Origin of the sequence: Parabacteroides sp. FAFU027 (assembly GCF_022808675.1) — a bacterium.
Classification (GTDB): Bacteria; Bacteroidota; Bacteroidia; order Bacteroidales; family UBA7332; genus CAXXIC01.
The window spans coordinates 1-23,695 of sequence record NZ_JAKZKV010000001.1 but is presented as its reverse complement, the minus strand read 5'-3'; the positions used below and the strand labels follow the sequence as shown (position 1 = coordinate 23,695).

The following is a 23,695-nucleotide window of genomic DNA, read 5'->3' as shown; positions in this document are numbered from 1 at the left end:
AGATTCGAATGAATGGCAATCAACATAAGCTTGTGGACACAGACTCCCTTTTGCTCATGATGCTCAGCAGAAGTATCAACCCGCTCAGCATAGCGAGAGCGCAAAAAGCAAACAGCCAGGGCATTCCGGCATAATGGATTACTCCTCCAATCATCGGTCCCGTTACCCCCAGTGATAAATCGATAAACAGGCCATAACCTGCCAGCGCCGCTCCTGCATTGGCAGATGGAGCGCTACGTACAGCTTCTACCCCAAGTGCGGGAAATACCAGAGAGAATCCGAACCCTGTAATTCCAGATCCCAGCAAAGCAAGGGTTGAATTGGACGCCATGAATAAGATTATAAGCCCGGCAAGTTCTGTAATGAAACAGATTAGCCCGACCTGTAAGCCTCCTTTTATATCTATATATTTTGCAAAAAACAACCGTCCGAAAATAAACAATACACTGAAGACGGTCAGGCACAGTGCTGCATTCGTCCAGTGAAAATAGTCGTAATAGAGTGTGATGAAATTGGAGATACCGCCAAAACCGATTGCGGATAAGCCCAGGCAAATGCCGAAGGGGGCAACGATTCGCAACACATTGAAAAATGAGGTTGAGTCGCCTTTGTTTTTATTGGGTCTGACTGCTTTTTTTGAAGAGGCATAGAGCCAGCCGATAAGTCCGACAAGAAATGTGATAAATGCGATTGAGTAAAGCGATCCGTATTGAACACAAACTACGCCAAGCGGAGCCCCTACAGCTAAAGCACCGTAACTGGCTATTCCATTGAATGAAATGGCGGTAGCTGTGTGCTTATCACCCAATGTTAACATAGCCCAGTTGATGGGACTGGCCCCAATCATACCTTCGGTGCAACCGGTCAGTAGCCGGGTAATAATCAGCATTAACAGGCTTAAAGCGGGGATGGACTGATAATAAAACGAGATCAGTAACAGCAGGCCACTGAGAGCAAATCCGCTCATGCTGAGTTTTACGATCAGTTTCGGCCCTCTGGTGTCAACAATCTTTCCGGAGTAGCCCCGCATCAGAAGTGTAGTAATGTATTGCAGGCTGATAACGACACCCGTGGTAAGTTCGCTGTATCCCAGTGTTTTGTGGATGTATATGGGCAATACAGCCAACGGCAATCCTATACAAAAATACCCTATAAATGTAAGCAAGACAAAACCTGCGATCTTCTGCTTAATACCTACTGACGATATCTCAACACCCTGTTCTACCGGCATTGCTCGTTTTTTTGCAAAAGTACAAACTTACGAATAGGGGGTAAAGTGATATCGACTTTTATCGTTTGAAAGAGAACATCATTTAACGGTAGCTTGTTGTTGCAGGGAATGAATTAACGTATCCTTTTCCGGGGAAAGATGATACTGAAAACGATGCCGATGAAATGGGGCAAACCCGGTTTCATCGGCTTATCTAAATGCTAAATAAACATCGCAGCTTCCTGTGCTACCTTTCTGTTGTATTCCAACGCCAGCGATTTGTAATTGACCAAATCGATAATGGTACCGATCAGGCACAGTCCGGCGGTGAAAAAATAGAGGATTCCCATACCCATTTGATTTGTCAGGAACCGTTGGATACCCGAAAAACCGGCAAAACCAAGCAGTGTGGTTACCAGAATGATCATCGGATCCCTCCGGCGACTGCGGTAAATGATGGCAAAGTTGCGGATTTGTTCGTCTGTTTTGTCTTTCAACAGCGCATCAATGGTCATTGCTTCGTCGAGCTCAAGCTCAGGCATTTGTGATAAGATTCGGTTCATAGTATTGATTTTTAAAAGTTCTGTTTCATTTCTGATTGGTTTTTATCTTGCGGACAAAGAGTAATTGGTAACTGCGACGCAATAATATAACGACAGCCGGAAGTGCTAATGGATGTGCATGGAATGAATCAATCAATCGGCCCCGGAATAACAGTGCGATACCATGTCCCAGCCCACACCCCGGACAGAAATCGATGCCCAGGTGCCTGAACAGGCAAAGCGAAAAATGGCCACTTTGGTCCGGATCGGTCATGGCAAGCAAAGTGATGGCAATCAGCCAGAACCAACCTTCCGGTTTACCTCCTGCTATATATTTACTTACTTTATTTCGCATAATACAGATGTATTCACCTTTTCTTTGTTACACATCTTGCTTGTTAGTGTTACCCCATGACAATATACTTTACATATCGCTGCAACCAATTATTTTTAAAGTCAAACCAATCCTGACGATAAGGTGAATTATCTATGATCTGTTTGAATTTGGCGAATGGTTTTTTGCTTTGGAGAGCATCGGATAGTTTATTCCTGAGTTTTTCATTGGATAAAGTTTGAACGAACTTTTCCATAATCTTAAAAGATTCGTACGATTCCAGAGGTTCTATGCAAACGCGCTTTTCCCATTCCGGATATTTCAGTTCTAATTCATTAATCGATAGGCCTGTTTGCATTTCTGCTTCTTCCGGATCATCAATAAGACACTGCGGAATTTCTTCTATTTCAAGGGTCTCAGGATTCAAAAAACAGACAAGTCCGGCATCAATACTACCTGCTATACTTTTGATTATTTTGTCGTATTGAGTCGGTAAAGTGAATTCATCATCATCCGGTTCTTCAATGATGACGTATTCTTGCAGAAACTCAAGGATTTTTTGTAGTTCCCGTTTATCGTCTTTTACCGCATGTATGATTCGGAGTATTTCGTCTAATTGATTGTTTGAGTTCATAAGTATGCTATTTAGATATTCTGATCAATAGTATTCGTAAAACAAATCTGCAATTCCATCTGCAAAACCATAACCGCATGAAGAAGCCCATTTCACGCAATCTTCTACGCGAATTCTGAAATCTTGCAGGATATTATGTTTAGCCATAAATTTCAATGCCTCGAAAAAATTATTGTAAGCGCCGGTGTAGAAGGCCTCATCCATATCGCCATAACGGGAGGTAAACTCGCAGGCGCACTCGGGCAAGGTGAGCATCACGTCAGCCAGCGCTTCGGGTGAAGGCTGTAAATCTTTAAAGTCGGCAATGGCCCGTTTGGCAACCGAATATTTCAATCCTGCCTGCTCCGGACTCTCCACATTAAATTCTTTCCGAATCAGCTTCTTATATTTCTCGGCCAGCTCTTTTTCATTTCGTGGATTCAGATAGAATTCGTAAAACTCTTTTACCGCTTTGTTCTTATCGTATAAATCCAGAATTTGCTCCACCAACTGCTCTTTAGTCAGTTTGATTAGTTCTTTTTTTAGGGATGCTTTTGACATATTTACTGTACCTTGTTACAACGTATAGTAATACTTTCTAATTCTTTCAGCCATCAGTTTCCTTCTTTCTTTCAGAAAATCTTCAAAGTGGTTATGATCCATTGTTAGAACCCGTTGGGGAATGCAATTGACGGCTAAGTTGATAAACAAAGCATCTTCATCGTCAATGTTACCAAATACACGTACCTTAGTTATACACTGTTTGTGTACCATGCCAAAATATTCATAGGGAGCTCGATTGCCAATAGCAATATTGGACTGTGTGTCCAAATAGGTAAAGTTGGCAATTTGATTATATTTCGACTTTTCTTTCACCCCATGTTTCTCCAAATAGTTTTTCGGAAATATATGATGAATATCTCCCATGATGGTAATCAGGTCACTAACCCTTGTGCCGAGCATCAATAAGGAATCATCCTTAAAATAAACCTGAGCTGCTAGGAATGTATTAAAGTATGGACTATTGATCGCCGAAGTCTCTAGATTTTGAACAAGACCAACCTTCCAGAATGTTTCAGATAGCTGAGCCTCTTCCACTTCTTTGAAGAAATCGACAAATCCTTTTTCTGCTATACGACGCATATCCATATCCATTACCGTCTCAGGTGAGGTTATGTAACGGCTGGTCAGAGTGCTTAGCACATACCATTTGATGACGTAATGTCTTATTTTTGTTTTCTCTATAGACGGATCGTTGTTAAGCAATAGATAAAGCGTATAGGCAAAGTCAAGAGTCATCTGTGAATTGATCAGCCGATTAGAGATAAAGCCAGCCGATTTAAGTGCCAATACGAAGTTTGAGAAAGAGTACTGGTTAATGAAGTTATTTACACCCTGTGTTAGTTTGGTAAAAGATCCCTCAGCAATCTCTTCTTTGTAATCACGGGTTATAAAATCGCGGCCACCTAAAAGGCTAACCAGATCTTTCATTTTTCCCCGGCCAAACTGATGCATAAATGATACTCGCAGAATATCGCTATAATCCGGATCATAAATATCACCAATGTCCTCTTTTAGCCATTTGATTTTGGCAGCGAAAGAAGAAGCCATAAACTCCTTATCCTTTATCATTTCGAGATACCAGTCAGGCTGAACTGCTAAGTGGGAGAAATAGTCTATAGTCTTACGCAGCATATTTCCTCCATATATAGTATTAGCTGCTATTTTGGACATGGCGAAGTCAGCCTGATTTAGTTTAGCACCCTGGCTGTTGATGCGAATGAATATTTCTGTAACCTCATCAATAGTAAGTTCTCGATTAAGTGTGATTACCCCGATTTGCCGGTTCTTTATATCCAGAAGATTCATAAGTACTTTGTTCAATTCGCCTCCATTGATGTCGGTATTCTTTACGCAGTAATCATTTACAAACTCCCACATATTAAAGTTATGGTGAAACAAGGCTGCAATATCCGGAATCCATCTTTTGTCTTTTTTAATGGCATTGTCTTGTACTTTGAATTGTTCCTCATCATCTTCGGCAAAGGGATGAAAGGCGATCTTAATACGCTGTTTCTCAAAATCAGCATTGATCACCTCCATACCGACAATAGAGGTCATTAATGCCGTGATACGCTGCTGTCCATCAATCATAATCTTTTTTCCTTCTGACAACGTACCGTCTTTCAAACGCATATTCGGACTTTGCGAGATAATTATATATCCTGTAGGATAACCAGTGTAGAGGGAGTCTATCAAATCCCTAACCTGTTTGGGCTTCCATACAAACGGGCGTTGTATTTCGGGTATTGCGATTTCGTTCGATTTGATCAATCCCAGGATTTGCTCTATACTGAGATTGGAGGATTGATATTTTTCTGCCATATTCCTATTTGTTCAATATGTTGCGTGATTATATGATAAAATGCGTCATGCTCTGGCCTTTATTTTCCATGAAGGGAGTGTTGAAATTATCACAGATATCAGATTCGCTAAGCTCTTTTTGTTGAATTTTGCCACAGGATAAGTAATTTGTGTTCATCGGAATGAGCTGATTTACTGAATAGACGCTTCTTGTTGATTTACATTGATTTACAAAGATTGCATTGTCCATCCATGTTTCTCCTCACAAATCTACAAAAAAAATCATTTCAATATATTGCTATTTTTTACATTTAGGAGGTTGGGGTATAGATTTATTGGTACTTAGAGCTTGTTTAATTTTTACCGAAACATTTTCATATTAAGGAGAAAAGCAAAAAGTTACATCAAAATTGACCTGAAAAAGTATCGCAATAAAATTTAAACAGAATCCAGTCCTCTCATTTTAATTCATTGCAAGTATAGCTCAATAGCCTCCAGCTTTTAGCAGGATGAATAACGGAATTAACTGGCGCTTTCGTCCAATTTATTTGTATTAGTGGCTAAAGTCTCTTGTGATAGTTTTGCTGGTCCATCAGCTAAAACAGGAGGCAATTCGATCGTAGCTTAGTTTACCTTTGACTCTCATTCAGAAGTAATGAAGGGATAAAACCCAGATAAGTTCCTCATAACTTCCAGATGAAACCCAGATAAAACCTATATATAAGGATCGGTTTTATCTTTGACTTATTTTTAAGTTGCCTTGCACTTAACTACATGAAGAATCTGTATTACCCCTTAACTACAACTGAAGATTCCATGAACGACCACAAGATAACGTGGAAAATAATAAGTACTTATTTAGGGTTGTTTCCTGAGAGTATTTATTATTTGTAGATGAATTGACCTCGGAACATATCAGCTTCGATTCTCCTCCGTTCTAGCTCCGATACTCCTCCGATACTGCTCCGATACTGCTCCGATCATGGAATATTTGATGTTTTTTATAGTTAGATGTTTTGCTTGGTTGCTTTGTGTTGATCTGTAATTTATTGCTTTCTTAAAGTAGTAGATTGTAAGTTTGGTTCTGCGGAGGACAAAATTGGGATTTTCTTATTTGATTCCATGAAGTATCTAAAGAGGTAGGGGTATTTGTGTGTTTACAGGTGTCGGACTTTGATTTTTGATCGGATTGTCTGAAAAATTCTGTTTCTGACATTTTGTTACTCCATTTTTCCCAAATAAGGTGTTTTTCTATCTTCTGATCCTCTAGGGATACTCCAGGGATGCTCCAGGGATCCTCCGGAGATGGTATAGAAAACAGGTGTAATAGAAAAAGAGGTTGATATACTTATAAAAAGTTGCCTGTTTCTCTTTTTGGCTGTCAGAATGATAATCATGATCGTTGATCTACACTTTACGGGCTTAGATTAAGTCAAACATGAAGATTTGTAGGTATGGCATTGGCTGATTATACTTACTGCTTTGTTAAATACATACTTGTATTATCTTAAAATACGCCTCGTGTTAACAAAATGTCAAATAGCCATAAATGATGTTTATGGATAAAACAATTGTGAGAAAAGCCCGTTATATTTGCATCATGTTTTTCATGGTATTAGATTTAAGGTTAACAAAAAGGTTGAGGTTGTCGTGAGACAACCTTTTCTGTTTTTATACGGTTTGACCATTTATCTTTGGTCTGTCAGTGTATAATTGTTTTGCCTTATTCTGATCAAAACAAACCTTTTCTTCAACAAAATCAGCACATTAACAGACACGACAATGAAAGATATCGAAATGATACAAAAACTTTCCGTCCTGCACTGCATATTGCAGATGATAGCTTCGGCTGACGGAGGATTTAATGAAGAACGCGATCAGGACGCCATAGATGTGACTCTGAAAGAGCTGGATTTACCTCCCGGTTTTTCCCTCAATGGAGCGCTCAGATTGAATCCATACGATTGTTTTGTTCATCTAAACTCTCTAAACGATCAGGACCGGGAGGCATTTCACCAACTCATGCATAAGATAGCCGGTATGGCAGGAGATACAGAAGTGAGAATGAACTGCGCGAACTATCTTTTGGGCCTTTGTGTCAGAAAATAACGGATTATTTACTCGTTCCCGTTTTCTTAAGCAATAGATTGAAATAGAGATAAACCACGGCATGCAGCGGATTCCTGAAGTTTGTTTTTAAATCCAGCAAACGGTTTCCGATAGAGGTGTAGCAGTAGAAATCCCGGTTTGCCTTAATCGTAGCTTCGCTGAGGTCATCCGGAGTCATTTGGGCGGGAACAAATGCTGACCGGTTGTAGCGGTAATCCGGATGGTTCCACCATTGACCGTCATATAACAGCCGGTTCTCCTTTTTCAGTTGTTCGTAAATGGGAGTACCGGGATAAGGCATCATAAGGTTGAAATAGGCTAAGGAAAATCTGTTGGATACCGCAAAATCAACTGTACGTTTTAATGAGTCGATGGAGTCACAATCATTGCCAAAGACAAATGCTGCCCAGTTTAGCATCCCGTAATCTCTTAATACCCGGATTGGCTCCTCGTACTTGTTGAAATTAATCAGGTTGGGCGCTTTATGGTAACTGCGCAGACCTTCTGTTGTGATTGAATCAAAGCCGATCAGATTTCCCATACATCCGCTTTCTGCCATCAGTTTCATCAGCTCCCGGTCTTCAGTCATTTCGATACTGGCCTGGCTCACCCATTTGATTCCCATTGGAATAAGCTCCCGGAGGAAATGCTTCAGGATCTCTTTCTCACCAGTGATATTATCGTCCACAAAGAGATACATACGCTTCTTATCCGATTCGATTTCCCGGATCACATCAGCGCTGTTCCGGCAACGATGCGTCTGTTTAAAGTATTGCGATACAGCGCAAAAAGTGCAGTTGTATTTGCAGCCCCGGCTGAACTGAATCAGGGTTACGGGCAGGTATTTTTTCCCTTTAAATATTTCCCGGTCAGGAAAACAATGGTATTGGGGAAGAATTCCATTTCCGTAGTATCTTTTCTGGAGACGATTGTATTTCAGATCTTCCATGATTTCGTCCCATATTCTTTCCACATCACCGATGACTATTGAGTCAGCATGCATTTCGGCCTCGTCGGGCAGTAACGAAACGTGTATTCCTCCCATAATTACCCTGACTCCCCGTTCTTGGTACTCCCGGGCAATCTCATAGGAACGGCGTGCACTGAAAGTTTCTACCGTAATACCCACTAAATCTGTGGGTTCATCATAAGGAATCTCTTCCAGCCTGTCATCGTAAAATACGACTTCCTGGTCATTCCTTTTGCATAATCCGGCTAATACAGCTATTTGCAAAGGCTCCATACATCCGTCATATAGTTTTATTTCGGGGAATAAATGGCTGATATTCGGCATAATCAGGGTAATTTTCATGGCTAAGGTTTTAAGGAATTGTTATTTCTTGTCAGTAGATGGTTCTCCCGGAATTTTGAGTAACCAGTTGATAATGATGTAATCGCTCAGGAAGGCAATCAGGAAAACAGCTGCGCTCAATATACCAAAGACCCGGTTGGGCTTGAAATCACTGACAATGAAACAAATAAAACTACCCACTAATGCGAAGCAGGTAATAAGCAGACTAAAACTCAATGCTTCCAGATTGTCTTTCTGAATCAGGCGGCAATAGACCAGCTGAATAGCGTAATCCACAATAAGGCCCAGGCAGACGATAGCCGTCATAGCCGTACCCATATTGACATCTATCCCGAATACAATAAACATAATGACCAGGGCGCCAAGGGGTATGGCATTGGCCAGCATACATACACTCGCATTACGGATGCTCCGGGTCAGGACAATAAAGGTCAGAAAGATGATGATAGCTGAAAACAGCAGAGAGCGCAACAACGATTTGGAGTGCATCGTATTGATGTAATCATATATCAATGCAGGGCTGTAATAGTAAAACCGGAACTCGTTTTGTGAATTCTGTGAAATTCTATCCAGTTGGTTTTTAATGATTTCTATCTGATTCGGATCTTTGATGACAATACGGATCCGGGAAAGGTTATCTCTGATATAGACATTGTCAGATTTCGGTCTGGTTAGGAATGGATTTCCTCCGAGTTCTTTCCTATAAAAGTCTATTTCATCTTTAAATGAATAGATATTGCGGACTCCCGGAATCTTTTGGGCTTTTTTTACCCAGTCCAACGTAAATTGTTTGATGCCGGTTGAAGAGTTACTATTTTTCTTTTCAATCAGGACATCCATTCCGAAGAGCGAATGGAAATTTGTAGTCAGTTCTCTGTAAGTGGGGCGAAGTTCGGTCTTTAAAGGAATAAAGGATTCAAAGTCAGTGTGAAAATATAGCTTGTTGATAAAAAATAGGGATACTATCATGACTGCAATCATTATGGTTCCGAGCGATTTGTTGAATTTCAGTAGTTTGCTCAGCACAAAATGGAGAGAATGATTGGGCATCCGGTTCGCTTTAAAGAAACTGAGAAAGAAAGGTACCGTCAGGAAAGTGACGAAAAATTCCAGCATAATGGAGAGACCGCTGATCAACCCGAAGTTACGGATGTAATCGAAATTACTGAATAGAAAAGAGAGAAAGGCAATAGCCGTAATAAATGAGGTAAAGAATGAAGGCACTACATATTTGCGGATAGAATAACGGATTCGATCTGTTTTATTCATACCGTTAGGAGCATTATAATAGCCAACCAGTAGATAGATGGTATCCGTAAATGAGGAAATAAAAACCAACGGTATGGCAATCACTGTCACCATATTCAACTTTACATTGAACAGTCCGAAAAAGAAGAGCAGAGGTATAATGGAAAATAGCGCATTACTAAAGACAACAAGCAGGGTAGTGGGATTCCTGAAAAATAGAATCATAGCCAACAGGTAAAATACAAGTATATAGAATGAATTCACCATCAGGTCTTTGCCAATCGACTTTTCAATCTGGTTTTCCACCTGTAATTCGCTGATTGCTTTGATCCGTTCTATACCGGGATAAGGGCGGGCAATGATTGAGTTGAGCTTATCGGGATTAAAGTCCTTGCCGTTCAGATATAGAATAGTCAGTGTATGCCTGCAATCTACCGAGATCAGTTGCAGCATAAGCGGTATTTGGTTTAACCCGGTGAGGACAGATTGAGTTTGATCGGTCGCGTTGTATTTATATTGGATGTAGGCTTTGGCCCGATAGAGCGATTCAATCTTTGAATCGGGGAAGGAGGATTTAAGCGACTGCTCCAGTTGGCCGAGGCCTTTCAGAAACTGTTCTATCGAACCTTTTTGAGGAGTAATCTGAATCTGTATATTGTCTTTGTAGGGTTCAAACTGCCTGATTTTGTAATACGCGGTAGTGTAGGGATTGTTTTCAATAAAGTAAGATTTAAAGTCCTCATTGATAGGTATAGGCTTAAGCATTCCCGATATAATCAGGATAAGCAGGAGAATAATTGCAAAATTCAGTCCCCTTTTGTTTGCCAGATAATCCACCACCTTGTTCACAACGCACTGACTTTCTACTTTAAACAAATGAAAAGTGTAATCTGCTTTAGGGTTGAAGTTATTTTCTTGGATGAAATTTCATCTGATATGCAGTGAATTTAAAATAATAGTTCAATTCTCAGTTATTTTCGGATGAATGATTGTTATAAATGTGTGAATCCGTTTTTGATTCTGAAATCCGGTTTAAATTCTTTCCATATATCAAAAACGGTTGGTCAAAAACATAAGCCTGACCATGAAAAAATTGATCAAAAGAGTCAATACTCCGGACGAGCTAAATTCCGGATGGGATAATCTGGCTGAATTTTATTTCCAGAAACAGGAATTCCTGGCTCATCTGCATTTTCATAATCCCTGTAATCAACGCTATTATGAACTGTATCGCAATGAGCATCTGGTGGCAGGCGCGATTGTTTATTCGCTGACTGTAAATGCTTTGACCTTTTCAAATATTCCCAGCCCGCTTAAAGTCCAAGTAATTGGATTGCCTGTTTCGGTGGCTACTCCACCCATTATTGGCGAATCTGAGGAATTTGAATTTTTGCTCTCGGAACTCATTAAAATTGAATCGGGATTAATCCTCGGACTCAACTTTCTCCGGGATTATTTGTCAGGCAAAGCTTTAAATATGAATACATTGCCTACGGTGATATTTCCTGTCAGATACGATAGCCTTGAGGTATATAATTTGTCTCTTCGGCATCAATACCGGCGGCGCATTCGCAAGGCGCGGGAGAAATTCTCCGGCGTCAGAGCTGAGACATCGTCATGTGTCGGTTTCACGCAAAAGCACTATGAGCTCTATCTGGCGATCATGAAAAGATCCACCACCAAACTGGAGGAACTGAGCTATGAATCGTTTCGCCAACTTCCAGAAAAGTTTCAGTTAACCACTTATTATTCAGGTAATGAAATGATTTGCTGGCATATCATTTGTAAAGATAAAAAGGTACTCTTTTTCTATTTTGGAGGGATGAATTACGAATTGCGCGATAAATATCATTCGTATTACAATAATTTGCTGGGCATTTTACAAACTGCTTTTGAATATAAATTTCCAATAGTAGACTTCGGTCAGACTGCAGAAACCGCCAAAACCCGTTTGGGAGGTGAACTGAGCCTGCGCCGGATGTTCGTTTACCATCGGAATCCGGTTATTCTCTTTTTATTCAGATTATTATCCCGGTTTATTACCTATAAGTCAAAGACTGTAAAATGCCGGGTTTTTAAATGAATCGATCATTTCTGCCTTATGAGAGTCCTGTTTGTGCGACCTAAACCGTCTCCTGAAACCATTGGACTACAACATGTCATGATTGTTGAACCATTGGAACTTGAAGTATTAGCAACGCTGATACAGGCTGAGCATGAAGTGCGGATTGTGGATCTGATTCTGGAGAAAAAAGAGCTTGTATATTTTCTGAAAGAGTTTGTGCCTCAGGCGGTTTGTGTAACCGGATACATTACGCACATTCCCGTCATGATTGAGTGTTGCCATGAGGCCAAGCTATTTAACGACAATATAATAACGATTGTAGGAGGAGTGCATATAGAGAAATTCCCGGATGATATAGAGCATCAGGCTGTCGATTACCGGGTGATCCGGAATGCCACGCGGACGTTTCCTCAATTGATCTCCTTTTTAGCTCAAAAGGCTGATTTTCCACAGGGTGTATTAAGGAAAAATGAAATAGTGATTAGTCGGAACCTGCCCGATTATGATTTCTACTTTCCTATTCCTGACCGCTCTTTGACGCAGAAATACCGGGGCAAATACTTTTACGTTTTCCATGATAAGGTGGCTCTGGTGAAAACCTCCTTTGGTTGTCCCTATCATTGCAAATTCTGCTATTGCCGGAAAATAACCGACGACCATTACTTCACCCGTCCGTTGGAGGAGGTGATTGAAGAACTTTCAGGCATTCGGGAAAAGGAAATTTACATCGTGGATGATGATTTCCTCGTGAGTAGAAACCGTGTCGCTGAATTTATCCGACTACTCAAAGAAAACAATATCAGTAAAAAGTATCTGATCTACGGAAGAGCCGACTTTATTGTCTGTAATCCGGATGTGATAAAGGATTTCAGAGAGGTTGGTCTAAGGACGGTAATTGTAGGCCTGGAGTCATTTAATGACCAGGAACTCAGTGGTTTTCATAAAGAGTCGGATAGTAATATAAATATGCAGGCAATGGCGGTTTTGAATCAAAACAAAGTGGATTGCTATGCTGCCGTAATAGTTTCACCTTCGTGGAGTGAAAATGATTTTCGTAAAGCTGGTGATGTGATGCTGGAATTGGGAATTAAGTTCGTCAATCTGCAACCGCTGACTCCGTTGCGGGGAACCGGAATTGAGATTGATGATAGAAACCTGATTATTCCACGTGATGAATACGCCAAATGGGATCTGGCTCATGTAACCATTCGTCCGGAAAAGATGAGTGTAACCGATTATTACCGAAATATTATGAAGTTGTATCAACGCATTATCCTGAATCCTAAAACCTTGCTTAGGCATGCAAAATATCCGCTCTATTTGCAACTCAGAATGATGGTAGGCGTAAAAAAGGTACAACAACAATATCGAAATAAAATCATGGAGACCGGAAAAGATGCCTAAAGTTCTCTTCATACAACCTTCGCAATACCTGGTTCGGGGCGGCATTGTCAAACAAAAGAAACTTTACCTGCCGGGACTGGTATTTCCGCTTCTTGCGGCCATGCTTCCTATTCACTGGGAGGTGGAAGTCAGGCTGGAGGTGATTGATGATATTGATTTCAATGCGGATGCCGATATAGTGGGTATTGGAGCGATGGGGCACTCAATTTTCAGGGCGTTTGATTTGGCGGATGAATTCAGAAAGCGGGGAAAGATTGTTTTTATGGGCGGTTATATGGCTTCGATGGTGCCAGAGATGGCATTGCAACATGCAGATAGTGTGGTGATTGGTGATTCGGAGCTCTCTTTTCCGCAACTGGTGGATGATTTTGAGAAAACAGGGCAACTAAAGCCGATATATGATAATCCACTGACAGAGTTAAAGCATTTACCCATACCGAGATATGAAATGCTAACAGCAAAACCGATAGGAGATATGCTGCCTGTTCAGGCTGGTCGGGGCTGCACACACGGTTGCAGTTTTTGCTCGATAGCCTGCATCTATAAAGGCCGGCACATGATGCGTCCGATTGATGAAGTTATTCGCGATATAGAATATATCCGGAGTTTGGGGTATCGCAAGTTTTATATGATTGATGACAACATCATGAATAATCCTGCTTATCTGGAGGAGTTGTGCCAACGCATAGAGCCATTAAGGATGAAATGGTCAAGCCAATGTACGATGGATTTAGCCAAAAACGATTCATTACTCAAACAGGTGGCAAAGTCTGGTTGTGAGATACTGAGCCTGGGACTGGAAAGTATTTCTCAGGAAGGACTGGATAAACTGAATAAAAGCTGGCTTAGGGTAGATGATCACCGGACGCTGATAAAGGCATTTAACGATGCCGGGATTATGATTAGTGCAGAGATGATTATCGGAACGGATGGTGATACAATTGAGTCATTAAAAGCGACTTACGATTTTATCAAAGAGTGCAGGATTCCTTTGTTGCGCATCTATTTTCTCACTCCGGCACCTGCCACAAAGCTTTATGTCGAGTTAAAACATTCAGGAAGACTGATACATGAAGACTTCAGTCATTACAATTCGTCAGAATGCGTCTATTATCCGGAGAAGATGACGCCGGAAGAACTCACATATATGTATAACTGGTTGAATGGTAGGATATTTTCGATAAATGGCATCGTATCACGAACATTGCTGAACAAGCAATTTCTGCATTACCCGTTGAAGCACCTGTTTGCATTTTTCGTAAATCTGCATTACAGATCTTATGTCAAAAGAGGAGAAACCCCGCTGATTATATGATTTTCGAACCTAATTCATGAAGCTATGCAAAACAGTTCTGCAATACCCGATATCTCAACACTTTACCGTCTTCCATTTTCCAAGAATGATAACCCCAACGGGTGGGTGGAGATTACCACCGATTGTAATCTCAGATGCCCCGGGTGTTACCGCGGATGCAACAGAGACGATAATATTGCTCTTCATGTACCACTTGAACAGGTGAAAGTAAACGTTTTGGAAATGAAACGAATACGTAATTGTCAGATCATCTCTCTGAGTGGGGGAGAGCCCCTGTTGCATCCCGATCTGGAAAGCATTGTCCGGTTTATCCGTGATAACCAAATGTTCCCCTTTGTTCATACTAACGGATTGCTGCTGACCCCGGAACTGATAACCAGATTAAAAAGAGCCGGACTTGCCGGGCTTATCATTCGGGTCGATTCACTGAGCCGCAATCGTGCAACAACCGAGGAGGCCTTGAATAGTGTCAGGCAAAAGTACGGGGAAATGGTAAATGCAATAGGGGGGATTCACCTTACTTTTCTCTGTGTGGTTAACAAGGACAATATCGCTGAAATCAATTCGGTGGTGAAATGGTCGATTACCAATGCTAAGTTGGTGGATTTCATTACTTTTATCCCGATGCGGCAGGTTCTTTTTCAGAAAACAGACGTGATAGACAGCTCTAAATGGATTTATTTACAGGATTTGTGCGATCAGATACAATCTGTAATCCCAAACATTCGGTATGCTTCATATTTGGGAAGTAAAGTCGAAAACACAGCGATGAAGTGGCTGCAATCTCCATGGATTGTGATGAATAACCGCATTCTTGGTTATACCGGTCCGAAATTCGTAGAGTCTTTCCAGATGCTGCACCATCTGTTTAAAGGTAAATATGCCTATAAATTTGGTCAGGGACGAAGCTATCTGAATTTCTTCCAGATTTTGATAATCAGTGTTTTCCTTTCTGATTTTCGGGGTGTTGCCCGTAATTTCATCAAAGAAATAATCAGTAATCCGTTGAATTTGTTTCAACGGGCAACTGTTCAGCTGCTTTGCTACATCATACCGCCCGGATTGGTTGATGGTATGCGCGATGAGTGTGACGGATGTCCCGATGCAATCCTGTATAACGGGAAACTGGTACCGTCGTGTGGGTTGGAAGAGTACAAACTTTTTGAAAATCAAACCGATAATATTCAGAAAGATGATAGCTGTCATTAAGGTCAGGTCATGTCGGAATTTGGGCCGTTTTATCAGTTTTCCTGACCGGCTTTATAAAGATGATCCTAACTATGTCCCGGAATTGCGTATTGTAAGGAAAATGATCCTGGACAGGAAGAAAAATCCATTCCTTGAACATTCCAAAGCTGAGTTTTTTATGGCGGTTCAGGATCGTAAGGTTGTGGGACGAATTGCGGTTATCCGCAATAACATTCATATCCGTCAGACCGGAGAGCAATGTGGTTTCTTTGGCTTTTTTGAGGTTGTAGAAGATTACGAGATTGCCAAACGCCTCATTGATCAGGCTGTTATGTGGCTTAAAAACGAAAAGCTGGATTGCCTGATCGGGCCTGAGAATTTTACAACAAACGATTCCTGTGGCATCCTGGTTTCCGGATACGACACCCCACCTGTGGTGATGATGCCTTATAATAAACCCTATTATGAGGAATTTCTCACCCGGTACGGATTTCAGAAAGAGATTGATCTCTATTCTTATAGCCTGAATCACCTTTCTTTCAAACATAATTATTTGAAAACGCTATGCCATAGGATAAAAAGCAATCTGATGGATTCCGGCATTAACGTCAGACCCATTCAGTTTGGAAATCAGGAGGAAGAAATTAGTCGGCTAAGAGAGGTGTATAATCTGGCAAACCAAGATAACTGGGGATTTATCCCGCTGGACGAGAAGGAGTTTCATGAAAAAGCAATGCAACTAAAGCAGTTGGTAACTGAAGAGCTGATTCTGGTGGCCGAGAAAGATAGCCGATTCATTGGTTTTGTAGTAGCAGTTCCTGATATTAATCAGATACTTATACGGATTAAATCCGGCAAACTGGGATTGTTTGGCTTATTGCAGATGTTTTGGCATAAACGAAAAGTTAATAATTCCCGCATTCTGATTCTTGGTGTGCTCGAGGAGTACAGAAATAAAGGCATTGATATTTACCTATACGAAAAGATTCAGGAAAATCTGAAGGCTAATGGTATATTTCGTTGTGAAGCCTGCTATGTACTGGAGAACAACGAAACGATGAACGCAATTCTTGAGAAATTGGGAGGAGAGAGAATTAAGACTTACCGTATTTACCGGTATAAAATGAAAAATTGTAACGGACGGAATGGGCCATAAAAAACCTCCGGAAGATTACCTCCGGAGGTCAAAGCTATAATTGGTGATTTATATTTCTACTCTTGAATAAGGAGTAGCGTCCATGCCACAAAATTGCTTATCCTGATATTTGAAATAGCCCGCCATAGCTACCATTGCTGCATTGTCGGTTGTAAATGCAAATTTCGGAATATAGATCTTCCATCCGTATTTCACTGCATGATCCTCAAATGCCTGACGGAGACCGGAGTTGGCGGAAACACCGCCTGCCACAGCGACTTCTTTTACGCCGTATTCCTTAGTTGCTTTACGCAGTTTATTCATCAGAATATCAACGACAGTTGCTTGTAAAGTAGCGCAAAGATCAGCTTTGTTTTTCTCTATAAAATCGGGGTCTTTCTTCAGTTCATCACGCAACAGGTAGAGAAATGAGGTTTTAAGTCCGCTAAAGCTGTAATTGAAGCCCGGAATATGGGGTTTATTCAAAGTAAAAGCATTTGGATTGCCCTCTTTTGCCAGTTTGTCCACTACAGGACCTCCCGGATAACCGAGTCCCATCACTTTGGCACATTTATCGAAAGCTTCTCCTGCTGCATCGTCAATGGTTTGTCCCACAACTTCCATGTTGTTGTAAGCTTTTACCAAAATAATCTGTGAATTACCCCCCGAAACCAACAGGCATAGAAAAGGGAATTTAGGTTGGTTGTCATCCTCTTCGTGCTCTTTGATAAAATGGGCCAATACGTGTGCATGAAGGTGGTTTACATCTACCATTGGGACGTTTAATCCGGCAGCAAACCCTTTGGTGAAAGAGGTTCCGACCAAAAGGGACCCCATTAATCCCGGTCCGCGGGTAAACGCGACAGCACTCAATTGTTCTTTTTCAATTCCGGCACGAGTCAGTGCTGCATGCACTACAGGTATAATGTTCCGTTCATGGGCACGCGAAGCTAACTCGGGTACCACACCACCGTATTCACGGTGAACGTCCTGATTGGTAATTACGTTTGAAAGCATGACTCCATTGCGGATAATAGCCGCTGAGGTGTCGTCACACGATGATTCTATGCCTAGTATGATTGTATCCATTGTCCTTTATTTTCGGCAAAAGTACACAATTATTCGGAGAGAAAATGACGGTTGAATGGGCGAATATGTGTAAATTTGTCAAATAATATACCCTTTGCTATCGTGATTAAATTCATCAAATATACTCTTATATCTATCCTTGTATTTATCGTTGTGATAAATGCATCTCTCTATATATTGCTCAATATCCCGTCAATCCAGCGAAAGATTACAACTTTTGCAACCGAGACACTTAAAAAACAGCTGAATACCGAAGTCAGAATCAAAAGTGTTGATTTTGCATTTATGAATAAAGTGGCTTTGAAAGAGGTCTATATTGAAGACCAGCGTCACAGAGTATTACTGGATGCCAATAAAATTGCAGTTGGTTTAAATCCGATTGAACTGTTGTACAACCGGTTGATTATTAATACTATTCAGCTTTATAGTTTTCACCTTTATCTTTCCAAAGATACCCCAAAGTCAAAACCTAATTATCAGTTTGTTCTTGACGCTTTTAAGTCGGATTCTACGAAAAAAACCAAACCGTTGGCTGAGGTGCAGATCAAATCCATTGTTATCCGTCGGGGAAATGTAAACTACGATGTTTTTTCAGAACCATACAAATTTGGTCGGTTTAATGCGACCCACGTCCGTCTGAGAAATTTATTGGCCAATATTTCCCTGCATACATTTACACAAGATAATATTGATGCTGTTATTAAGCGTCTTGCCTTTGAGGAAAACTCCGGCTTTACAGTGAAAAAACTCACCATGCACCTGATTTCCACGCATAAAAAGGTGTCATTGAATAATTTTAAACTTGAAATGCCTCAATCTAATCTGGCATTTGATAATGTTTCACTGGATTATAGCAAGGTTGATGCTACACATAAATTCAATGATGTAGCACGATTTAATGTGGAAATTCCGGACGGAACCTTATGTCCGCATGATATTGCCGCATTTGTACCGACATTTCGTTACTATTATTCGGTATTGCATCTTGAAACAGCTGTAAAAGGAACTGTCAATAATTTGAATATTAGTAAGATAAATGTTAGCTCGGGCGATAAACTCAGTCTAAGTGCAAGACTGAGGCTTGATGGAACATCAGATATGGCCAATGCCTATTTGTTTGGTAAAATCAATAAACTTCGGATTGATCCAGCCGGTACGACTGAGCTGGTTCGTAATTTGTCAGCGCGCCGAACAGATCTGGGTGAATGGGCACAACGTGCAGGTGTGATTGAATTTAGCGGTGAAGTATCTGGATTCTTGTCGGATCTTGTGGCATTTGGAATGATTAAAAGTAGTCTGGGAGTTTTAAAAACAGACTTAAAAATAGGCCAGGATACCGAGTCAAAACGTATGACCTTTAACGGAAAACTCGTAACTCAGGATTTTGCTTTGGGAAGATTGCTGGCCAACCAGTCATTGGGTAATATTGGTCTTAATCTTCAACTTGATGGGTATCAGGATCCGAAACAATTGCCCCAGGGGAAAGTAAAAGGCGAGATTTTTAAGGTTGATTTTAATAACTACCAGTACCGGAATATCCGGATAAACGGAGACTTCCAGGGTAGTCTTTACAAAGGTAATCTGGAACTAAATGACCCGAATGGCTATTTCTATCTTGGAGGAATTGTGGACAGCAATCCTCGCAATCAAAAGTTTAAGTTAATCAGCAGAGTACGTAATCTGGACTTGAATGCGCTGAATCTTTCGAAGCAGTACAGAGGTTCCCGATTGAGTTTTACAATGAAAGCTGACCTGAATGGAAAATTACCTGACCAGGCATTGGGAGAAGTCTCCATAGATAGTTTGCATTTTCAGGATAGCCGGAATGACCTTAGCTTAGGGCGCATTACAGTTCAATCTCTGAAAGAGGGGGGATTGCAACGATTACGAATCGCGTCTCCTTTGATTAACGGGGAGTTGAAGGGGAAATACCAGATCTCTGCACTGCCACACAGTTTACTGTTTTTTGCGTCACAATATTTTCCATCGCTTACCCATAAGGTATTTCCTGTTGCGCCGACAAATGATTTTGATTTTTCATTTCAGATTTCCAACACTGAAAAAGTTGGTTCGGTATTTAATCTGCCCGTTACTTTTTCAGATGACAGTTATGTAAAAGGGGCTTACAGTGATTTCTCTCACAAATTTTTTACTGAAGCCTATGTGCCGACATTTACGATGAAAAATAAAACCTACAATGATGTAAAGCTATTTGTTGATAATGAGAATCAGCAATTACATTTGTCTGCGGGAACCTATTTTCAGAATAAAAAGAAAGATAATATCAGTTTCTCATTTAATATGATGGCTCAGAGTGATATGGCTGAATGTAAATTGGACTGGAGCAACTCTGCAAAACACACGTATAGTGGAGAATTAAACTTTAAAACAGCTTTTAAAGAGCGTTTTAAAGGAGCTCCTGGAATGAATTTTACCATTATGCCTGGTTCGTTTATTCTAAATGATTCAACATGGAATATTGCACAGTCAACAGTTGTAGTGGATTCCGGCAGGGTATCTGTTCGTGATTTTTCTTTATCGAAGCTGAACCAATTCGTCAAGATTGATGGTAGTGTGTCTAAGAACCCTGAAGATACGCTTTATCTCTCATTGAAAAATATCAATCTGGAATATGTTTTTAATACGCTGAATATTAAAAATGTAAATTTTGGCGGTAAGGCTACCGGAGATTTTATTCTAACCAATCTTATGCGCACTCCTGTTTTACTTACTGAAAACTTTGAGGTCGAGGATTTTTCATTTAACCAGGTTCGTTTTGGAAGGCTGAATCTGTTTAGTCGGTGGAACTCCGAAAATAATGGTATCCAAATGCAAGGTGGTATTATGGGGTATTTGGGAAATAAATCGAAGGTAAACGGATATATTTTCCCAACAAAGGACTCCATTTCAATGAACTTCAATGCTTCGCAATTAAATGTCGAGTTCTTGAAGCCGTATCTGGGCGGAATATTAAAAGACCTGTCAGGGCAGGCGAGTGGCAATGCGCAACTCTTTGGTCATTTCAGTAATCTAAATCTGTCCGGTGATGTCAAGACAGACAAGTTACGTTTCAAGGTTGATTATCTGAATACCTATTATTCAATCAGCGATAGTCTGCATTTGAGACGTAACCAGATTTATTTCAATAATATCAACGTGTTGGATAAAGAAAAGAATGTAGCTATTGCATCGGGCATGATTCGTCATAACGATTTATCGAATTGGCGCTATTCTATACAGATGACAACGCCTAAAATGTTGGTATATGATGCTGCTCGTAAAAATAATCCGATGTTTTACGGGCCTGTCTATGGCTCCGGAAATGTAACAATTAAAGGGGACGAAAAAGTTACAGATATTGATGTGAATATGCAGACAAATGCGGGGACAAATTTCACTATTTCTCTGAATGATGAAAGGTCAGCAACAGAATATAACTTTATTACGTTCCGCAATAAGAAACAGGAATTACTGGAGCTTCAAAGACGGAGAGAAGAGGTTTCGGATATTGCCGTAAAATCCCAACCTGTAGAAAAAGCCCCTCCGGCATCGTCTTCAATTCTGAATCTGAACCTCTTTATTGATATAAATCCGGCGGCGAATCTCAATCTTTTGATGGATCCAGTGTTGGGAGATATGATTGAAAGTCACGGATTGGGAAATATGAAGTTGGTATATAGTACCAATAAAGATGTACAATTATTTGGGCTATATACTATTGAGCGTGGTACTTATGGCTTCAATTGGCAGAATGTTTTTAAGAAGAAATTTACGATAAGTGAGGGGAGTAGTGTTTCTTTCAATGGAAGTCCTTATTCGGCAGATTTGGATATAAATGCGATGTACACGACGACTGCCGACCTGGCAGACCTTGATGAAAACTTCGTGAATGACAAAGAGCTAAGCCGGACAAGTACCCAGGTGCAATGCCTGCTCAAGGCAACAGGTAATATGAATAAACCGGATTTGAAATTTGACCTGAATTTCCCGAATAATTCTGAAGAGGTTAATCGTCGGGTGAAGAGTATTGTAAACACTGAGGATATGATGGCCCGTCAGATTGTCTATTTGATGCTCATGAATCGTTTTTACACTCTTGATTACTCTAACTCCGGCTCGACTAACCGTCAGAGTCAGATTGGGTCAATAGCATCGGCAACAATCGGCTCACAGCTCAATAATTTGCTGTCGCAGGTAACCGATAAGGTGAATATCGGAACTAACGTGAAACTGGATAATACCAATAACTATAATAATATGGAGGTGCAGGTTGCTCTCTCTAGCCAGTTACTAAATAATCGGTTATTGATTAACGGGAACTTCGGATACCGGGATAATATTGCAACCAAGACCTCTTTTATCGGTGATTTTGACCTTGAATATAAACTGACCAAGTCCGGAGAATGGCGGGCAAAAGTGTATAATCACTCCAATGACCGTTATTATTATCTGAAATCATCTCTCACTACCCAGGGGTTAGGTATTATTTATAAGAAAGATTTCAACGCGTTGCATGATTTATTCCGGAAACCAGAATCGGAGAAGAAATAATTTGAAAATTCTTTCAAAGGGATGGTTTTAACAGTTTGTGATGTTATGGGTTGATTATCAGTGAATAGCCTGCCGGAGGGCTTTGGACGTGATTTTGACAGGTGCAAAAAATGGATGTATAGTTAAATTTTTTCGTCCGAAAATTTGCAGAATAAAAAACAATCGCTACCTTTGCACTCGCAATTGAGACGGTAACACGCTGGAAATTGTGAAGCGAACTTTGAAAGAAAATATTATACGAAAGTAATTCAGTTGGTAGAGCGTAACCTTGCCCCCCAAAGATAAAAGGTGAATTAACCTTGGTGAGTTTAAGACAAACAAATAATGAAATCGTAAAAGATAAATCGCGAAAGTAGCTCAGTTGGTAGAGCATAACCTTGCCAAGGTTAGGGTCGCGGGTTCGAGTCCCGTCTTTCGCTCAAAGCGACAACGGTGGTTGTCAGATGCTTTATGAAATGTTTGCCCAGATGGCGGAATTGGTAGACGCGCTAGTTTCAGGGACTAGTGTAAGTAATTACGTGCAGGTTCGAGTCCTGTTCTGGGCACCATTAAAAAGCAAAATACCCTTGCCCAGGTGGTGGAATTGGTAGACACGCTACTTTGAGGGGGTAGTGGGCGTTAGCCCGTGTGAGTTCGAGTCTCGTCCTGGGCACACAAGAAAGTCCGAAAACATTTTGTTTTCGGACTTTCTTGTTTTTATGACTTTGTGTAAAATAGCTGAGTTTCTTGAATCAAACAGAAAAGTTGTTGGATGGGTTATGAATTTATATTTTCACTGTTGAAAACAATCAGACAACGATATTCTCAAACGAATATTAGCCGTTAAATAAAACTTCTTCTCCTCTTATGTGTTCAAACTGTTTATTATTCATCTATGATGATTACTGCATCTATTCGCATTGTCAGTGCATTCACGGCTTCTTTGATGGACGGAGCACAAATGCTTTTGTTGAACTCTTATTACAAAACTAAAAGCTTTTAGTGTCCTCACGGAAGGTAAGGGCTATCCTGTCCTTTCTGTTTAGGGGTGCTGAGATTTAGTCTTAATTATTAATATTCTTTCAGATCGACGATTTGATCCATAAAAAAGAGGGTGTCCCAAAAGGATGCCCTCTCTCATTATTATGCCTATTGAAGTCATTGTAATCAGCTCAAAAATTAGTAACTTAGAGCATGAGTACAACAAAGCATAAACTAGTCTTTAAAGATTATCCGC

Annotated in this window: 16 protein-coding genes and 3 tRNA genes; 10 read left to right on the top strand and 9 right to left on the bottom strand. The window is 40.5% G+C overall.

Annotated features, from left to right (window positions below; all coding sequences use genetic code 11):
* Positions 1-19 precede the first annotated feature (19 nt).
* From MLE17_RS00095 to MLE17_RS00070, 6 genes are all read right to left on the bottom strand, one after another.
* Positions 20-1,231 (bottom strand): MFS transporter, encoded by a 1,212-nt coding sequence (locus MLE17_RS00095; protein ID WP_243345357.1) that lies wholly within the window; start codon positions 1,229-1,231, stop codon positions 20-22.
* A 200-nt stretch (positions 1,232-1,431) separates the two neighbouring features.
* Complete coding sequence (locus MLE17_RS00090) at positions 1,432-1,773, bottom strand: TM2 domain-containing protein (protein WP_243345356.1); 342 nt, start codon at positions 1,771-1,773, stop codon at positions 1,432-1,434.
* Between the two features lie 25 nt (positions 1,774-1,798).
* On the bottom strand, positions 1,799-2,107 hold the full coding sequence (locus MLE17_RS00085; RefSeq protein WP_243345355.1) for a DUF2752 domain-containing protein: 309 nt from the start codon (positions 2,105-2,107) through the stop codon (positions 1,799-1,801).
* Positions 2,108-2,156: 49 nt separating this feature from the next.
* Positions 2,157-2,720, bottom strand: coding sequence for a UPF0158 family protein (locus tag MLE17_RS00080; RefSeq protein ID WP_243345354.1), 564 nt, complete (start codon positions 2,718-2,720; stop codon positions 2,157-2,159).
* A 24-nt stretch (positions 2,721-2,744) separates the two neighbouring features.
* Entirely contained in the window at positions 2,745-3,260 is a 516-nt protein-coding gene (locus MLE17_RS00075; protein ID WP_243345353.1) for a DUF6155 family protein, read from the bottom strand.
* Between the two features lie 15 nt (positions 3,261-3,275).
* Positions 3,276-5,084, bottom strand: a complete 1,809-nt coding sequence (locus MLE17_RS00070; RefSeq protein ID WP_243345352.1) for a DUF262 domain-containing protein — start codon at positions 5,082-5,084, stop codon at positions 3,276-3,278.
* Positions 5,085-6,845: 1,761 nt separating this feature from the next.
* Here MLE17_RS00070 and MLE17_RS00065 point away from each other — a divergent pair.
* Entirely contained in the window at positions 6,846-7,172 is a 327-nt protein-coding gene (locus tag MLE17_RS00065) for a hypothetical protein (protein WP_243345351.1), read from the top strand.
* A 4-nt stretch (positions 7,173-7,176) separates the two neighbouring features.
* Here the strand turns inward: MLE17_RS00065 and MLE17_RS00060 are convergent, their stop codons facing one another.
* Positions 7,177-8,484, bottom strand: a complete 1,308-nt coding sequence (locus tag MLE17_RS00060) for a B12-binding domain-containing radical SAM protein (RefSeq protein ID WP_243345350.1) — start codon at positions 8,482-8,484, stop codon at positions 7,177-7,179.
* Positions 8,485-8,505: 21 nt separating this feature from the next.
* The gene (locus MLE17_RS00055; RefSeq protein ID WP_243345349.1) at positions 8,506-10,608 is read right to left on the bottom strand and encodes an efflux RND transporter permease subunit; all 2,103 of its coding nucleotides are present in this window, start codon (positions 10,606-10,608) and stop codon (positions 8,506-8,508) included.
* A gap of 208 nt (positions 10,609-10,816) precedes the next feature.
* On the opposite strand from MLE17_RS00055, the gene MLE17_RS00050 reads away from it, so the two are divergent.
* From MLE17_RS00050 to MLE17_RS00030, 5 genes are read left to right on the top strand one after another with little or no spacing between them, the layout of a single operon-like run.
* Entirely contained in the window at positions 10,817-11,815 is a 999-nt protein-coding gene (locus tag MLE17_RS00050; protein WP_243345348.1) for a GNAT family N-acetyltransferase, read from the top strand.
* An 18-nt stretch (positions 11,816-11,833) separates the two neighbouring features.
* Complete coding sequence (locus MLE17_RS00045) at positions 11,834-13,201, top strand: B12-binding domain-containing radical SAM protein (protein WP_243345347.1); 1,368 nt, start codon at positions 11,834-11,836, stop codon at positions 13,199-13,201.
* Entirely contained in the window at positions 13,194-14,516 is a 1,323-nt protein-coding gene (locus MLE17_RS00040; protein WP_243345346.1) for a B12-binding domain-containing radical SAM protein, read from the top strand. Before MLE17_RS00045 ends, MLE17_RS00040 begins: the two co-directional genes overlap by 8 nt.
* A gap of 24 nt (positions 14,517-14,540) precedes the next feature.
* Positions 14,541-15,725: a radical SAM protein gene (locus tag MLE17_RS00035; protein WP_243345345.1), complete on the top strand. Its 1,185-nt coding sequence runs from the start codon at positions 14,541-14,543 to the stop codon at positions 15,723-15,725.
* A complete protein-coding gene (locus tag MLE17_RS00030) occupies positions 15,709-16,860 on the top strand; it encodes a GNAT family N-acetyltransferase (RefSeq protein WP_243345344.1) in 1,152 nt (383 codons plus the stop codon). The genes MLE17_RS00035 and MLE17_RS00030 overlap by 17 nt, the downstream gene beginning before the upstream one ends.
* 48 nt (positions 16,861-16,908) lie before the next feature.
* Here MLE17_RS00030 and tsaD read toward each other — a convergent pair whose 3' ends face one another.
* Complete coding sequence (tsaD, locus tag MLE17_RS00025; protein WP_243345343.1) at positions 16,909-17,928, bottom strand: tRNA (adenosine(37)-N6)-threonylcarbamoyltransferase complex transferase subunit TsaD; 1,020 nt, start codon at positions 17,926-17,928, stop codon at positions 16,909-16,911.
* Positions 17,929-18,003: 75 nt separating this feature from the next.
* Between tsaD and MLE17_RS00020 the strand changes: the two genes are divergently transcribed.
* The 4 genes from MLE17_RS00020 (at position 18,004) to MLE17_RS00005 (ending at position 23,131) form a co-directional block, all read left to right on the top strand.
* On the top strand, positions 18,004-22,479 hold the full coding sequence (locus tag MLE17_RS00020; RefSeq protein ID WP_243345342.1) for a translocation/assembly module TamB: 4,476 nt from the start codon (positions 18,004-18,006) through the stop codon (positions 22,477-22,479).
* Between the two features lie 346 nt (positions 22,480-22,825).
* Positions 22,826-22,898 (top strand) — tRNA-Gly (locus MLE17_RS00015).
* A gap of 42 nt (positions 22,899-22,940) precedes the next feature.
* Positions 22,941-23,027: transfer RNA gene (locus MLE17_RS00010), tRNA-Leu, on the top strand.
* Positions 23,028-23,047: 20 nt separating this feature from the next.
* Positions 23,048-23,131 (top strand) — tRNA-Leu (locus MLE17_RS00005).
* Positions 23,132-23,695 lie beyond the last annotated feature (564 nt).